Here is a 15,777-nt window from a genome sequence, read left to right as displayed (position 1 = left end):
TGAAAATGTCAACTCAAACGGACAATTTGTAATATTATATATACAGTAGATATCTGACAAAATATCGCTGTACTGACAATAATAAATACTATCCTGCATACTTGTCATCTATTAGATTTTCTGCTATAACACATGCAGTTACATTTCTTCGCATAGTCATCGCATTATCACAACAACAGGATTGTATTAGGTTTGGCAAACTATTTGTTCATGTCATTCCGAAAAAATCTAAAATTATTTACAAAAAAACACAACAATGAAAAAGACAACTAAACTATTAGCAGCAGCCTTAACAGCCGTAGCTATATTTGTAGGAAGTAATGCAAATGCTCAAACTTCAGAAAAAAGCGCTTGGCGTTTAGGTTTTGGCCTTGAAGGTGGCATACCAACAGGAGATATTAAAGACTACAGTAGTTTCCAATTAGGTGGTACTGCACGTTTGCAATATGGCTTAAGTGACAATTTGGCGCTTACTTTAACCTCAGGTTATTATAACTTTTTTGGTAAAGAAGTAGAAATAGCCGGTGACAATTATGACGCTGAGGATGTAGGTATTATCCCTGTAAAATTAGGTATTAAAGCATTCTTCACAGATAATCTTTATTTTGGTGCAGAAGCAGGTGCTGGTTTTGCAACTAACGAAGGCAACAATACCAAGTTAATTTTAGCACCTGCTTTAGGCTGGGCTGATCAACACTGGGATTTCGGCGTAAAGTACGAAAACTTTTCGGGTAACAACAACAATTGGGGTGTAGTTGGCCTGCGTGTAGCGTACGGATTTGGTTTATAATAACCGAACAGCTAACGAAAAAGCCTCTCAGGATATCCTGAGAGGCTTTTTTGTTTAAGGTTTTATGCTTAGCTTAATTTTGCTAAAGCAGCTTTAATACGTCCCATGGCTTCAATCAACTTGTCTTCAGCAGCCGCGTATGACATACGAATAGACGTTTTATCGCCAAACGAATCACCGCCTACAGTTGAAACATGTGCTTCTTCAAGCAGGTAAATGCTCAGTTCGTTAGCATCGTTAATAGTTTTACCGTTGTAGCTTTTACCAAAGAACGATGTAACATCAGGAAAAAAGTAAAACGCTCCCTCTGGTAGGTTAACTTCTATCCCTTCAATATCCTTTAATAAGTTATACACAATATCACGGCGTTTACGGAAATCCTCACGCATTTCGTGTACGCTTTCCAAGCCACCCTCATAAGCTGCAATACCTGCACGCTGGGTAATAGAACACGTACCAGAAGTAATCTGTCCCTGCATTTTGTCACACGCTGCTGCTATCTCTTTGTTTGATGCGGTGTAGCCAATGCGCCAGCCTGTCATGGCATATGATTTTGAAAAGCCGTTGATGATGATCACACGGTCTTTTATCGAATCAAATTGTGCTATTGACTCATGCTTGTCAACAAAGTTGATATGCTCGTATATCTCGTCAGATATAATGTAAATTTCAGGATGTTTCTCAAATACTTTTGCCAACGCTTCCAGCTCATCTTTGCTGTATACGCTACCAGTTGGATTACAAGGAGACGAGAACATGAATAGCTTGCTTTTTGGTGTAATAGCAGCTTCCAGTTGCTCGGCGGTAATTTTAAAGTTTGATTCGGCAGTAGTGTTAATAAAAACGCTTTTGCCTTCGGCAAGCTTTACTACTTCTGAATATGATACCCAATAAGGCGTAGGAATTATCACCTCTTCGCCCGGGTTAACTAAACACAATACTGCGTTGGCAATCGCCTGCTTAGCGCCGGTTGAAACTACTATCTGGCTTATATCATAGTCAAGATTATTCTCGTTTTTCAGCTTGGCAACAATAGCTTTGCGCAAGTCAGGATATCCTGATACTGGAGTATAATACGTATAATTTTCATCCATTGCCTTCTTGGCGGCATCCTTTATATATTCAGGGGTATGAAAATCCGGTTCGCCAAAGCTAAGGTTAATCACATCGACACCTTTCGCGGCTAATTCACGGCCCAGTTTGGCCATTTTAATCGTTGCCGATTCAGACAGGTTCTGTATCCTGTTACTTAATGTAGTCATAATGTTTACGTTATCGCGGTGGCAAATATAGAAAATTACTTTACTGCTATTTACGCATGTTATTCATAAATTTGACGTTTAATTAAAAAGGCCTTGCATCAACAAAAACGCATAATACTTATCTCGCTTATAACCGGAATAGTGCTGATGATGGCCAAGTTCCTCGCCTACTTTTTAACATCCTCAAATTTTATACTTACCGATGCTGCCGAGAGCATTGTAAACGTTGTTGCCAGTTCGTTCGCGTTCTTTAGCATTTATCTTTCTGCGCTACCGCGCGATGAGAATCACCCGTACGGACATGGAAAGGTGGAGTATTTTTCGGTTTTTCTGGAAGGCGGATTAATTGTTATCGCGGGTATACTTATCGTGGTGAAATCGGTTTACAGCCTGCTTGAGCCGCATGCTATTAATGATATTTTAACAGGTGCAATTATCATCGGTATAACCGGGGCTGTGAATGGTGGTTTGGGATATTATATGATACAGCAGGGTAAAAAGCTGCCATCTATTACCCTTGAGGCCGATGGCCGGCATTTGCTTACTGACATGGTAACCAGCCTGGGTTTAGTGGTTGGGCTTCTGCTAATTTATTTTACCGATATTTTATGGCTGGACAGCGGCTTATCAATAGTTGTAGGTTTGTACATTGTTTTTACGGGTTACAAACTGTTGCGTAAATCAATAGCCGGGTTAATGGATGAAACTGATTTCGGCGTAGTAACCAATATTCTTAAAGTACTGAATGATAAGCGTAAAGAGGAATGGATAGATATTCACAATCTTCGCGCACAAAAATATGGCAGCGAACTTCATATCGACTGTCACCTTACCCTGCCGAATTACTTCGACCTTAACCGTGTGCATGAGGAAGTGTCACTGGTTGATAAGATGATCAATACGGAAGCGGGAGTGAAGACAGAACTATTTATACATACCGACCCTTGCCTGCCGGAATGCTGTCATTATTGCAGTATGCCCAACTGCCCTATACGGTTTGAACCAAAACGTGTACAAATTGAATGGACACTGGATAAGGTTATGCGTAATAAAAAACATTTCGACCTATGAGTACTCATAATGTGCGTGTTTACGGCTTGCTGGTGAATGATAAGGGCGAAGTTTTGCTTAGCGACGAGCAGGAATACAACATGCAATTTACTAAGTTTCCGGGTGGGGGACTTGAATATGGCGAGGGATTGATTGATGGTCTTAAACGCGAGTTTATGGAAGAGTGCGCAATGGAAATAGAAGTGCTTAGCCATTTTTATACGACTGATTTCTTCATAAAATCGGCATTTAATGATACGCAGATCATTAGCGTATATTACCTGGTAAAAAATATAGATGCGTTTATCCTGCCCATAAAAACAAAGGTTTTTGATTTTGATGGGGATAGTACAGCCGACGTGCTGCAATCATTCCGCTGGATTAAGATAAGTGAGTTAAACCCTGATGATGTAACCTTTCCGATAGATCAACATGTGGCGGGACTTTTGAAAAAGTATTATGAATCTGACAGAACGTGATAAAAAAGTAATATGGCATCCATACACACAAATGCAAACCGCTTTGCCGCATATACCCATTGTGCGTGGCGAGGGAACTTGCGTGTATGACGCCGATGAAAAAAAATATATTGACGCGGTATCATCATGGTGGGTAAATATCCACGGGCATGCGCACCCGTACATTGCCCAAAAGGTAGCTGAACAGTTAACCAAACTGGAGCATGTAATATTTGCCGGCTTTACCCATGAACCGGCTGTTGAACTTGCCGAACGTTTGCTGGCCATACTTCCACCTAATCAACAAAAGGTTTTTTATTCAGACAACGGGTCGACGGCCGTAGAAGTAGCTATAAAAATGTGCCTGCAATACTGGCACAACAAAGGCGAGCAGCGCACTAAAATACTGGCTTTCAAAAATGCTTATCATGGCGATACGTTCGGTGCCATGTCGGTAAGCGGGCGTAGTGCTTTTACAGCCGCTTTTGATAGTTTGCTTTTTGAGGTAGAGTTTATCGATTTGCCGGATAAAGACAATATTGATAGTCTTAAATCTCAAGTCTCAAATCTTAAATCTGAATTAGCCTGTTTTATTTTCGAGCCGCTGGTGCAAGGTTCGGCAGGAATGATCATGTATGAGGCTGAGTATCTAAATGAATTGATCTCACATTGCCGCGAAGAAGGTGTGCTGACTATTGACGATGAAGTATTTACCGGTTTCGGACGTACCGGCAAACCGTTTGCCTGCAACCATTTAACCGAACAACCTGATATTATGTGTTTTTCAAAAGGCATTACAGGCGGTACCATGGCTTTCGGATTGACTACTTGTACCCAGGATATATATGATGCGTTCCTGTCGGAAGACAAACTGAAAACGCTATTTCACGGGCACTCGTACACTGCTAACCCGGTAGCTTGTGCCGCTTCGCTGGCAAGCCTTGATTTGTTTTTGGCACCGGGAACCACTCAAAATATTCAACGCATAGCGGATAGCCATGCCATTTTCGCTGAAAAGATAAAACTTCACCACAAGATTAAGAATGTAAGGCAAACAGGCACCATACTGGCTATGGAGTGGGAAACAGGCAATAATACATCGTACTTCAGTTCGCTGCGCGATACCTTGTATAAGTATTTTTTGGACGCTGGTATTATTATGCGCCCACTTGGAAACATCATTTACATTTTACCCCCGTATTGCATTACCGATGCCGAACTGGCTTATATTTACAGTAAAATTGAAGACGCTTTAGAGGCGATTTAAGCTTATGGAACTGAGTACTATATTACCAAGAATAGTTGGCGACAACGTATTGCATGCCAAGTTGTTAAATACCTTGTCGCTAATGGAAAATACTGGTGCCCGCAAAATTTCAGCTTGTGAAGACCCGGTTTTTGTTACGCAGATTATACTTAAACATGCCGCCGAAGAGCACCGCCACGCTTTTTTCCTTAAGAAACAAATTGACAAAACAAATCAGCAATTGCCTACTTACGCGGCCGACTATTTATTAGCTCCGGCTTACAGCAAATTTTACCTGAACAGCCTGGACATTGCCTTGTCTCGCTATTTAAAAAGTGAACTTGGTTTGAGCGGAGGTCAATTACGTTTTGGTGCTTACTTGTTGGTTACTTATGCCATTGAAGTTCGTGCTGATGAACTTTATCCGATATATCAGCAAGCGCTTAATGATGCGGGCAGCAAAGTAAATGTAAGATCGATTATTGTTGAGGAAGAAGGCCACCTTGAAGAAATGCTGAAACAGATGAAAGATACCTGGCCCGACTGGGAGCGCCATGCAAATAAAGCCGTTGAAATTGAAACCGGTTTGTTTAACGACTGGGTTGTAGCGTTGGGGAAAGAAGTAGCTTAAGCCACCCAAAAGCAAGAGTGATCCCGAAATAAAAATGTCATTTCGACTGTAGGGAGAAATCTTCTAAAAGTAGAAAGAGCCTTGCGGGTTCAGAAGATATCTCCTCGTACCTCGTCGATATGACATCTTTTTGGATTGTTTAAGCCCTTTCCCTTAATAAATAATTATTAGGCTCGCTTATAACTTCATATACTCTGTAAAAGCACGCTGCATAAACGCCTTGCCATAAAACAGGGCATTATCGGTTAATTCCTTTCGAGCGTTTTTATCGGCAATGTAAATTACACGGTTACCTGAGCTATCGTACGATACCACCTGGCCAGGCAGCATAAAGCCGAAACCATTATCCCAGTCGAAAAAAGCAAATGGTTTGCTATATGGGTTCAACAGGTTTTTAGACCAGTGAAATTTATCATTTTTGATATCCAATTGAGCTAACAAGGTAGCTGCAATATCTGTTTGGCCGCCCAGTTTTTTTACCCTTGTACCTTTATACTCAGCTTTTATTACATCGCCGAAAAACAACAGCGGAATATGGTATTTTTCAGGTTCGAACGGGTCGGCATGATTTAGAGGCAGGCGGTGGCCATGATCGGCAACGATTATAAACAAGGTGTTCTTATACCATGGCTGTTTTTTAGCATTATCCAGATATTCTTTTAAGCTGGCATCGGTATAGTAAGCAGTGCTTCTGAACTTATTGCTCAAGTCTTCACCCGGAAAGCGAGAGGGTACAGGAAGCTCAAATGGTTCGTGGTTGCTGAGCGTTTGCAGGTAGCTGAAAAATGGCTGTTGCGTATTTTTCAAAAATTCAAGGTTGCGCTTCATTACCACATCGTCATGCGCTCCCCATTTTGAGTTCATATCCTTGGCCTTAAAGCTGCGCTTTTCTATCAGGTCATCCGTTTCATGACTTAACAAGTATGCCTTAAAGTTCATAAACTCGCTTTCGCCGCCATAAAAATATGATGTTGTATAACCCCTGTCATGAAAGATATTGCTTAACGCCGGCAGGTGCGCCTGCTTATCATTATCTACAATAACAGTACGTATGGCCTGTGACGGAAAAGCACTTAATATAGCCACAATACCCTTATCGGTACGGTCGCCGGCGGCGTAAACGCTGTCGAATAACACACCCTGTTTAGCCAGTACTTCAAAGTTTGGTGCATCGCCTTTTTCCCCGCCTAACGATTCAATCAGGTCAGCTGTAAAGCTTTCCAACTGAATCATTACAATGTTAGGACGTTTGGTGGTTAATATTTGTATTGTAGTATCTTTTTCAACTTTATATAAGCTATCGCGAACAGCAAGTGCCTGCTCATCAGTCATGAAAGTATAGGGGTTGTACGGCGTTTTGAAGTTTTCGACTGTATTATGCAGCAGGTTCCATTCAGTATTCAACGCACTTTGATTAAGTATTTGCTTATCGCTGAAATAGGCCATGCTCTGGTTCATTGGCGCAACCTGTAAACCGCCACGTATCAGCATCACATCTAACCCTGCCAATAGCACTATACCAATGATTTTAACATATACAGGCGCAGTCGGCTTGCGGAAGTTATAATCAATAATAAAATTTGATAGAATTATGCCAAGCACAAACAATATCGCCCAGATAAGCAGGCTTAAACCGATAGGGGATGAACCGGTAGAAGCAACGGCCTCTGATGGAGAGTGATATAATGTATCAAATACCCTGAAACTAATTTTGGTTCCCCATTCACGAAAAATGTTCAGGTTAAGGATGCTTATCAACGAAATAATAAATACGCAGAAATAAACATAAGTGCGTAGCCAAACGCTTTTAACGGTAGTTTTTGGTATAAACCAGTTGATAATAAATACCAGTAACGGCAGAATGGCGATATATCCGGCGGCTGAAGCATCAATGCGGATGCCGTAAAGAAAAGTTTGGAGTATCTCTGAAAAGGAAACTTTGGTCAGTTTGTCGGCAAAGTAAAGCTCAAAGGTTGCCCGCGTTATCACTGCGAAAACCAGCCAGAAAACAATAAACCGGATTAAACTAAAAAGGCTTCTTAACATTACAGGCGGCAAAAATAGTTATTTGCCTGAATGTTAAGAAGCCTTTACTAAATTGTTAATCGTAAGTGACAATTAGTTGCCACCCATCGATTTTAGCTCGGTAAGCGTCATTCTATCAAAACCGGCAGGAATGCCAAATGTACCGGCAGGTACTTTATCCGCTGCAATGGTTTTTAAAGTTACATTAATAGCTGCACCCATTTGTACAGTAGTAAATTGTACGGGTACGCCACCTGCGCCTTCAAACAGTTTGGTTAACATGCCCGGAGGTACAGTAATATCGTTAGTTACCCATGCATCAAAGTTGCTGCCGCTTTTAGGATCTTTAACGGTTACTTTTTTGCATTTAAAGCCACTAATCTCTTTTGTTTCAGTGGTTGGGGTAAAAGTAAATTTAGGCTGCTCTGCTTTACCTTCTTCAATTTCAGCAGGAGTAGCTATAGCCGCTTTGCGCATATTAGCTACTGGCACGTCAACCAGTACTGCCAGGTAGTTGCCGGCTTTGGTAGTGATAATTTTTATATCTGCAGGACCTTGCTGCGCGCTATATAAGCTGCTATCGCCCCTGAAATATGTTTTTGCCTCAATTTCACCTTGCGGGGAATTAACACTGTAAGTAATAACACCTTCAGTGTAGGTTTTTTGAGCGCTTGCAGTTAAAGCGAATGCCGAAAATGCAAGGCAAAACGCTGTTTTAAAGATCGTACTGTTCATTTGAGTTGTTTTGTTATCAGCCAAGTTAAGCTATAAATGCTGTATTTGAAATAATAATTAATTATTTTTTCCTGTTAGATGCCAATACAAACGCTTTGTTACGCCTTAATATTTTACAGTTAATATTTTGCGTTTTTGCTTTCACAACAAGCTTTTCAGAAAAGCTGTTGCTTACCGTATTACCGGTAATAAAGGTAGTGGCCTTCAAGGTATTATTTAATACGTTCTTGTGGTTAGCCATGAAATAATAAATATCTGCATCAGGATACCGGCCGGTGTCTTTATTTATTAGATAGATGCTTTGGTTAATAAACTTAATTGAATCACCATGCTTAGTAAAAAAAGTATTTGAGACATCTTTATCCATGCCGATGAGAGTTAACCTGTTGACATCACAACTGTCAAGATAAGGTTGCACCGAATATTTAAAGGCTTTATCATCAGCAGATAAGTCTGTCAACACAACGGCTTGTTTGCCATTACGAAATACAATACAATTACCGTTTCTGATACTTGCGAAAACCATTTCTGATGAGTGAGAAAGCGTATAATTTTTTATACCCACCAATACAATAAACGTGATTACTAAGCCGGTAAATAAATAAATCAGTCTTTTCCCTGTTTTACGCAGGTAAATAAACAGCATAATTACTATAGCATATAGCAAGATGTACTCAAACCGTGTAAGCCATATCTTATCAATAACTGATAACGGGGCGTGTTCTATAACGGTCAAACCATGATTTGTGAACAAGATCAGTTTTTCGAGCACATAACCAAGCCATTTGGTCAGGATGAAATTAGTTGGCAGTAACAGGTATAAGATACCGCCATACATAATCAATGCCGACGGCAGTAATATAAATAAGTTGCTTATCAAAAAGTAAACCGGTACCTGGTGAAAATAATAAGTGCTTAATGGTAATGCTGCCAGTTGCGCCGCTATTGAGGCCGAGCATACCAGCCACAGCTTATCTGCCCATTTATTTTTAATGATGATTTTTTTATAGATAACAGGCTGTAATAATATAAGTCCTGCGACGGCTAAGTACGACAACTGGAAACCGGCATCGGTAATTAACAAAGGGTTAAATAGCAGCATAACAAATGCTGAAAAAGCCAATATGTTAAGCGTATTGATATACCTGCTATATGTTTTACCCGATACGATGAGCGAAAGCATTACCGCCGCTCTGCAAACCGGCGGCGAAAAACCTGTCAGTAAAGCATAACCCCATATAGATATAATGATAATAATCGCCTGTATTATTCTGCCATGTTTAAACCTGGTTAAAAATGACAGCAGGAATAGCAGCACAATATATACCAAGCCTACATGTGCGCCGGATACCGACAACACATGGGTAGTTCCTGTTTTAGAATAAGCCTGCAAAATGTCATCGCTTAACTGCGCTTTGTAACCTAATATCAATGTCGATGCAATCGCTGCGGCTTCTTGATTTGTAATGTTAGTCTGCAACTTTGTAACCAGCCGCTGCCTAAGTTTTAGCGCGTAGGCGATAAGCGGGTTGCCCTGACCTTCTTTAAATTTTACATACTGACCTTTGTATAAATATGCCTGATGGTAAATATTTTTATTAGCCAGGAAGGCTTTGTAATTAAATTCAGCCGGGTTAAGCGGCGCACTTACCTCGTTATATTTTGCTTTAATCAGCAGTACATCGCCATAAGTAATATTAGCTGTAGTGTCTTTTATGTAAATAAGTATTTTACCTGAAGTATGTAATGGGTTTGTTTTATTGAACAGCTGCTTAACTTCGGCTGTGAAGCGTACAGTGCCGTTTTTAACAAGCGGTTCTTCAATAATTTTTATTAGCAGTTCATCGGCTTTCTTAAACGAGAAGTGGTCTTTATGATTCATGCCCTTGTTTACACCTACGTTTAATACACCCACAATAAATAGAAACACAAAAAGCAATACACCGCCAAGCCAATTGGCTTTGTATATTCGTAAAGGTTTGTAAAGAAAATTAATCAGGATAAAGGCCGCCGCTAAAACAGCCGCTATCATTAAATAATTAACTGTATTGGTAGCATCAAAACCAAGGCCCGCGCCAATGCCAATACAATACGGAAGAAGTAGAAAAATAAAAGGTAAAGTCCCGGTGTATCTGACGGTCATGTAAGGTATTCGGCAGGTTTCCGGTAAAGATAATATTTAAGGGAAACTTACAACTGATCGCGTACCTCGAGTAAAAAACTTTTTAGGTGTTCAAGCGCGTCAATCACACGCTGGTTTTCCCTTGTACTGCCCATATTATTTTTCATATGTTCTTTGGCGCCATTCAGGGTATAACCTTTATCTTTTATCAGGTGAAAAATGATTTTCAGGTTCTCAATATCCTCGGGTGTAAAGTACCTGTTGCCTTTTTTATTCTTCTTAGGTTGCAGTATATCAAACTCTTTCTCGTAAAATCTAAGCATTGACTGGTTTACGCCAAACATGGCTGATACTTCACCCATGGTATAGTACATCTTACTGATTTCACGTTCTTTATAAGGCATATTCAAAAGTAACGGTTTATGCTGAAAAAAGAAAAGTCAACGTAATAAATAGGTGAGGAAATAAAAATTTTTATAAAAAAATATAAAGTCTATAGGTTTAGTAGATTTTATTTGTATGTTTGTGACGCTTTACCACAAGTACACAATTTAAAATGAAAAATTCGTCACATAACGGTCGCTTTGAAATGTTAAATATTGGCATCAGTATTTACAGCTGCTGTATGTGTTGCTGTTGCTAATTCCCCAGCCACAGTACTTAAACTGCCCAACGTCCAGGCAGTATTGATTCTTAAAAATAATTTCTAAAAATATTATTGGTGGCAGTTCTGCATGGAAATGCTGCAAAGCTCGCTCAAAAAAAAGGAGGTGACGGAATAAAATCTTTATAAAACAGAGTTGTAAAAACAACAAAGGAGATGCGCAAGGCATCCCCCCAGGAATAATTAAAATCGAATGAAAACAGGCAGTCAATTGGCGTTGCACCTGAATCATAACATATAATTAAACATTGTAAAAGTATGCAAAAAAAGCACAATGCAAAGCTGTACACCAAGGCTTTGCAAAGCCCGCCTGCGTTACTGCTTGCAGCAAAGCAAGATGGTAACAGTTGGGCAACTGAACTGAAAATCTTACTAATAACGGCCATAGCGGCACTTTTATTACCGGCACTGGCATCGGCTCAAACAACACCGCTTATCAACTCAAAGCTATCGGGACGTGTGGTTGATGGAAAAACTAAAGAACCACTTCCGGGCGCTACCGTTGCAATTAAAGGTACAACCCATACGGTTGCTACTGATGCTAACGGTCATTTCAATTTTGTAACCGGGCAAAAATTCCCTTATACGCTGATCGTATCTTACATCGGTTATAAATCGCAGGAAATTATCGCCAATGGCGAAACCATTGAGATTGGACTTGAAGCATCAGCAAGCCAGCTTAATGATGTGGTGGTAGTAGGGTATGGCACACAGCAGCGCCGGGATGTGGTAAGTGCCGTTACCAAGATCGATCCGGCATCAACAAAAAATATCCCTGAAGGAAGTTTTGACGCGCAGCTGCAGGGCAAGGCTGCCGGTGTACAAATCAATTCAAACATAGGCGTACCAGGTTCTGATCTTTACATCCGTGTACGTGGCGCTACCTCCATAAACGCGAATAATGGTCCGCTGTATATTATTGATGGTGTGTTTGTTAACAGCAAGTCGTTACAAGGTATTGCACAAGACAGGGCTACTTCGCCACTGGCCGACCTTAACCCCAACGATATTCAGAGTATCGAGGTATTAAAGGATGCATCGGCGATTGCCATCTATGGTTCAAGGGGTGCCAACGGGGTTATCATTGTTACTACCAAAAAAGGTAACTACGGACAAAAAACCAAAATAGAATTTAACGCTTCAGAAGGTTTTGCCAATGCGCCTGCCGACAGGGTTTGGAAAACCACTACCGGACCCGAGCATGCTTTGCTGGTGAACGAGTATAGCCGCAATATGGGCAAGCCGGAACCATTCAGGCCGAAAGACGTGATAATTAACGGCGTTGCCGGTCGTGGTTTGCCTGAAGAGCAGCCTACGTACGACCGTATGAGCTACCTTAACCGGACCGCCGCACTAAGAGATTATAACATTGCTATAAGCGGTGGTTCTGAGCAAACAAGGTTTTACCTGGGTGGTGGTTACACCAAGCAGGAGTCAATTTGGAAACCAATGGGTTTTGAGCGTCAAAGCTTAAAGATAAACCTCGATCATAAAATAAATAGCAAGGTATCAATAGGTACCACAAACTCGCTTAGCCGCAGTTACCGCGACCAGGCGCGTCCCGCAAACGGTGGTAATGGTACGCTGCTGCAGGCCTCGTTAAATATTCCTACCTATCTGCCAATTTTTGATGATGCCGGTCAACCATTGCGCTGGGTGAATTTTGACAACATTGCCACGCTAACCAGCAGGGTTAACCTGTGGTCAACCAGTTTGCATTATATCGGCAGTACTTATATTGATGTGGATATATTGAAGAACCTGAAGTTCCGCTCGAGCGTGTCTGTTGATTATAACAACTATGATGAGAACGAATACTGGCAAAAAAATACCATTTTAGGTAACGCTAATGGCAAGGGTTCGCAAAGTATAACCGCTTTAGCGTCCCTGATAAATGAGCAAACTTTAACTTACAACACTAAAATTGATAAGCACAGTTTTAATGTGCTGGTAGGTAATACTATACAAAGCACTACAGTAAAAAATGTAAGCGCTACCGGTATAAACTTCCCAAGCGACGCTTATACGCAGATAAAAGATGCCGCTACGCAAACGGCCACGCAAGGCCGTTCTATTAGCAGACTTGCCTCGTTTTTTGGTCGTTTAGGATACGATTACGATAAAAAGTATTACGTAGAGTTAACCGCACGTGCCGATGGTTCGTCAAAGTTTGCAAAAAAATGGGGTTACTTCCCGGGTGTGGGCGTATCATGGCGTGCAAGTGAAGAGAACTTCCTAAAAAATGTTGAACAGATAAGCAACCTGAAACTACGTGCAAGCTATGGTAGCGTGGGCAACCAGGAGGGTATTGATGACTTTGCGTCATTGGGCTTATGGAGCGGTGGTTACGGCTATGCCGATAACCTTGGCGGTGCCGAAAATCCGGGTACAGGGCCTTATCAGCTGGCAAATCCAAACCTTACATGGGAGCGTACTACGCAGTTTAGTACAGGGATTGATCTGGGTTTGTTTAATGACAGGCTTGCCATTGAGTTCAACTATTACAGTAAAATCACCAGCGATTTGTTGCTGAAAGTGCCACTCGCCGCAATAACAGGTTATCCAACATACTTTAACAACTTTGCACAAATCAGCAACAAAGGTTTTGAGTTGGCTATCAACTCAACCAATATAAAAACCGAAGGCTTTAGCTGGCGCACTGATTTCAACATCTCGCAAAACAAGAACAATGTTGATAAGATAAACGCCGATATTCCGTTTGCCGGCCGCGATTTGATCCGGATACAACAGGGAAAACCGCTTTACTCATATTGGTTGTACAACCAATTGTATGTTGATCCGCAAACAGGTGATGCCGTGTTTGAAGATGTTAACAAGGACGGCAAGATAACTGCCGATGACCGCCAGATAGGCGGCAGCATTTGGCCGAAATTTTTCGGCGGGTTTACCAACAGCTTTAGCTATAAAAATTTCGACCTGAATATTTTCTTTACCTTCTCATTCGGTAATAAAGTATGGAACCACAACCGTATGCTGGGTGAAACAGGTGGTACGCTCGATGCCAACCGTGTATTGCTTGCTTCGCAGCTTGACCGCTGGACAACGCCCGGACAAATTACGGATGTGCCGCGCCTAACCGACGCTAATTACTCAAGGCAGGAGAACAGCCGCTTTTTGGAAGATGGATCTTTTGTAAGATTGAGATCATTAAACCTGGGCTATACCTTCCCCGTTAGCCTTACATCGAAAGCTAAAATACAAAAACTGCGCATCTACGCCAGTGGTAACAACCTGTTGCTGTTCACAAAATATACAGGCGCCGATCCGGAGTCAAACATCGGGCAGGACAACATACAAGGATATGATTACGGTGTTCCGCCGCAGCCGCGCGCGTTCCAGTTCGGTTTGAATTTAACGCTATAATCAATAAGGAGATACAGAAATGAAGATATATAAATATATAACACTGTCGTTGATAGCTGCCTTGCCGCTGTCGTCGTGCAATAAATTTTTAGATACACAGCCGGTAAACTATGTAAAGGACGACAATACAATTTTCGACCTTACCTCGGCGCAATCAGCTTTGCGTGGCGTGTACCGCCAGTTAGGTTCAACAGGTTATTACGGCGAAACCTATGTTACGCTGGGATATTTTCCAAGTGGTGACGTAAAGAACCTTACTACCGGCGGTGCGGCTAACCTGGTTACTGTAAACTTCCGTGCTGATGATGTTAACTTCAACACTGCCTGGACGGCCATTTATTATACCATCAACCGTGCAAACAATGTAATCACAAAAGTGCCCTCATTAGTTGGCCCGGCATTTACCCAGGCGCAGAATGATCAGATTGTCGGCGAAGCTAAATTTATTCGTGCGTTGGCATATTTTGATATCGCCCGTGCATGGGGCGGGGCGCAGATCGTGCTGGCGCCTACGACATCCATAGATGCACTGCCAAACGTAAAGCGCAGCACCACTGAGCAAACTTATGCCCAGGTAGAACAGGATCTTAATGACGCTGAAGCGCTTTTGCCTAATACTTTAAACCGTATCCGCACTACAAAGCGTACCGTTTGGGCACTTAAGGCCAGGCTTTACCTCTACCGTAAAGATTGGGCAAAAGCTGAAGAGTACGCAACCAAGCTTATCGAATCAACCGATTATGAATTGTTAAAGCCTTTCAGCAGCTGGTTTGCCAACGATGTGGTAGGTACGCGAGAATCAATATTCGAACTGGAATATAGCGCGGCTAACCCAAGTACTATAAGGCAGCAAATGCAGCATTCAACCAACGGTGGTACTTACCGCTACGCGCCTACCGACAAGTTTGTGCAATTGCTAAACGATCCTGCTGTTTCAGGCGGCCGCAGCGCATTGATTGGCAAAGTAACACAGGCCGGAACTACCTTATGGTTTGGTAACCTGTACTACCGTAAAAACTCAACAGATCCAGCTTATGTGCTGCGTATTGCCGAGCAATACCTGATACGTGCCGAAGCAAGAGCGCATTTAGGCAAGGTAGAAGGTACAGACGGCGGCCTTGCCGACCTGAACAAAGTGCGTGAGCGCGCCGAAGTTGCAGCGTTACCACTTACTACAGCCGACGATTTATTGCTGGCAATAGAAAACGAACGCCGTGTCGAGTTTGCCTGGGAAGCACACCGCTGGTTTGACCTTGCCCGCACTGGCCGTGCTAAAACAGTGCTTGAGGCTATCGACCCGAACATTAAGGTTGACGCGAATGAGAATGTTTTCCCGATACCGGTGACACAAATACAACTGGATAAAAATTTAGAGCAAAACCCCGGTTACTAAACAACTGATAGCAAACC

Annotated in this window: 12 protein-coding genes; 7 read left to right on the top strand and 5 right to left on the bottom strand. The window is 41.8% G+C overall.

Annotation, left to right across the window (positions count from 1 at the left end):
- The first annotated feature begins 256 nt into the window (after nucleotides 1-256).
- Nucleotides 257-790, top strand: coding sequence for a hypothetical protein (locus EOD41_RS10585; RefSeq protein ID WP_127704766.1), 534 nt, complete (start codon nucleotides 257-259; stop codon nucleotides 788-790).
- A gap of 68 nt (nucleotides 791-858) precedes the next feature.
- Here EOD41_RS10585 and EOD41_RS10580 read toward each other — a convergent pair whose 3' ends face one another.
- Complete coding sequence (locus EOD41_RS10580; RefSeq protein ID WP_205780540.1) at nucleotides 859-2,052, bottom strand: pyridoxal phosphate-dependent aminotransferase; 1,194 nt, start codon at nucleotides 2,050-2,052, stop codon at nucleotides 859-861.
- A gap of 93 nt (nucleotides 2,053-2,145) precedes the next feature.
- Here EOD41_RS10580 and EOD41_RS10575 point away from each other — a divergent pair, with 93 nt between their 5' ends.
- Genes EOD41_RS10575 through EOD41_RS10560 form a run of 4 tightly spaced genes read left to right on the top strand, consistent with a single transcriptional unit; the run spans nucleotide 2,146 to nucleotide 5,437 of the window.
- On the top strand, nucleotides 2,146-3,123 hold the full coding sequence (locus EOD41_RS10575) for a cation diffusion facilitator family transporter (protein ID WP_127704765.1): 978 nt from the start codon (nucleotides 2,146-2,148) through the stop codon (nucleotides 3,121-3,123).
- The gene (locus tag EOD41_RS10570; protein WP_127704764.1) at nucleotides 3,120-3,581 is read left to right on the top strand and encodes an NUDIX domain-containing protein; all 462 of its coding nucleotides are present in this window, start codon (nucleotides 3,120-3,122) and stop codon (nucleotides 3,579-3,581) included. Before EOD41_RS10575 ends, EOD41_RS10570 begins: the two co-directional genes overlap by 4 nt.
- The gene (gene bioA, locus EOD41_RS10565) at nucleotides 3,562-4,827 is read left to right on the top strand and encodes an adenosylmethionine--8-amino-7-oxononanoate transaminase (protein WP_127704763.1); all 1,266 of its coding nucleotides are present in this window, start codon (nucleotides 3,562-3,564) and stop codon (nucleotides 4,825-4,827) included. The genes EOD41_RS10570 and bioA overlap by 20 nt, the downstream gene beginning before the upstream one ends.
- 4 nt (nucleotides 4,828-4,831) lie before the next feature.
- Nucleotides 4,832-5,437 carry a hypothetical protein gene (locus EOD41_RS10560; protein ID WP_205780539.1) on the top strand — a complete coding sequence of 202 codons (606 nt, stop codon included), beginning with the start codon at nucleotides 4,832-4,834 and terminating at the stop codon, nucleotides 5,435-5,437.
- 177 nt (nucleotides 5,438-5,614) lie between these two features.
- On the opposite strand, the gene EOD41_RS10555 is transcribed toward EOD41_RS10560, so the two are convergent.
- The 4 genes from EOD41_RS10555 to EOD41_RS10540 all read right to left on the bottom strand — a co-directional run bounded on the left by EOD41_RS10555 (nucleotide 5,615) and on the right by EOD41_RS10540 (nucleotide 10,723).
- Complete coding sequence (locus tag EOD41_RS10555) at nucleotides 5,615-7,426, bottom strand: LTA synthase family protein (protein ID WP_164849919.1); 1,812 nt, start codon at nucleotides 7,424-7,426, stop codon at nucleotides 5,615-5,617.
- Between the two features lie 129 nt (nucleotides 7,427-7,555).
- Nucleotides 7,556-8,197 carry a DUF4412 domain-containing protein gene (locus EOD41_RS10550; protein WP_127704761.1) on the bottom strand — a complete coding sequence of 214 codons (642 nt, stop codon included), beginning with the start codon at nucleotides 8,195-8,197 and terminating at the stop codon, nucleotides 7,556-7,558.
- A gap of 61 nt (nucleotides 8,198-8,258) precedes the next feature.
- The gene (locus tag EOD41_RS10545; protein ID WP_127704760.1) at nucleotides 8,259-10,340 is read right to left on the bottom strand and encodes a ComEC/Rec2 family competence protein; all 2,082 of its coding nucleotides are present in this window, start codon (nucleotides 10,338-10,340) and stop codon (nucleotides 8,259-8,261) included.
- 47 nt (nucleotides 10,341-10,387) lie between these two features.
- Entirely contained in the window at nucleotides 10,388-10,723 is a 336-nt protein-coding gene (locus EOD41_RS10540; protein WP_127704759.1) for a MerR family transcriptional regulator, read from the bottom strand.
- Between the two features lie 518 nt (nucleotides 10,724-11,241).
- Between EOD41_RS10540 and EOD41_RS10535 the strand changes: the two genes are divergently transcribed.
- Together EOD41_RS10535 and EOD41_RS10530 are read left to right on the top strand one after the other, a co-directional pair.
- Nucleotides 11,242-14,367, top strand: coding sequence for a SusC/RagA family TonB-linked outer membrane protein (locus EOD41_RS10535; RefSeq protein ID WP_127704758.1), 3,126 nt, complete (start codon nucleotides 11,242-11,244; stop codon nucleotides 14,365-14,367).
- A 19-nt stretch (nucleotides 14,368-14,386) separates the two neighbouring features.
- The gene (locus EOD41_RS10530; RefSeq protein WP_127704757.1) at nucleotides 14,387-15,760 is read left to right on the top strand and encodes a RagB/SusD family nutrient uptake outer membrane protein; all 1,374 of its coding nucleotides are present in this window, start codon (nucleotides 14,387-14,389) and stop codon (nucleotides 15,758-15,760) included.
- Nucleotides 15,761-15,777: the final 17 nt, after the last annotated feature.

The organism is Mucilaginibacter limnophilus, from assembly GCF_004005815.1.
GTDB classification, from domain to species: domain Bacteria; phylum Bacteroidota; class Bacteroidia; order Sphingobacteriales; family Sphingobacteriaceae; genus Mucilaginibacter; species Mucilaginibacter limnophilus.
This window is presented reverse-complemented; position numbering and strand designations above follow the sequence as displayed.

Excerpts from the sequence above, each read along its gene's own strand:
- EOD41_RS10585 (WP_127704766.1), top strand. The coding sequence starts at position 257 with ATGAAAAAGACAACTAAACTATTAGCAGCAGCCTTAACAGCCGTAGCT.
- EOD41_RS10580 (WP_205780540.1), bottom strand. The coding sequence starts at position 2,052 with ATGACTACATTAAGTAACAGGATACAGAACCTGTCTGAATCGGCAACG.
- EOD41_RS10570 (WP_127704764.1), top strand. The coding sequence starts at position 3,120 with ATGAGTACTCATAATGTGCGTGTTTACGGCTTGCTGGTGAATGATAAG.
- bioA (WP_127704763.1), top strand. The coding sequence starts at position 3,562 with ATGAATCTGACAGAACGTGATAAAAAAGTAATATGGCATCCATACACA.
- EOD41_RS10560 (WP_205780539.1), top strand. The coding sequence starts at position 4,832 with ATGGAACTGAGTACTATATTACCAAGAATAGTTGGCGACAACGTATTG.
- EOD41_RS10550 (WP_127704761.1), bottom strand. The coding sequence starts at position 8,197 with ATGAACAGTACGATCTTTAAAACAGCGTTTTGCCTTGCATTTTCGGCA.
- EOD41_RS10545 (WP_127704760.1), bottom strand. The coding sequence starts at position 10,340 with ATGACCGTCAGATACACCGGGACTTTACCTTTTATTTTTCTACTTCTT.
- EOD41_RS10540 (WP_127704759.1), bottom strand. The coding sequence starts at position 10,723 with ATGCCTTATAAAGAACGTGAAATCAGTAAGATGTACTATACCATGGGT.
- EOD41_RS10535 (WP_127704758.1), top strand. The coding sequence starts at position 11,242 with ATGCAAAAAAAGCACAATGCAAAGCTGTACACCAAGGCTTTGCAAAGC.
- EOD41_RS10530 (WP_127704757.1), top strand. The coding sequence starts at position 14,387 with ATGAAGATATATAAATATATAACACTGTCGTTGATAGCTGCCTTGCCG.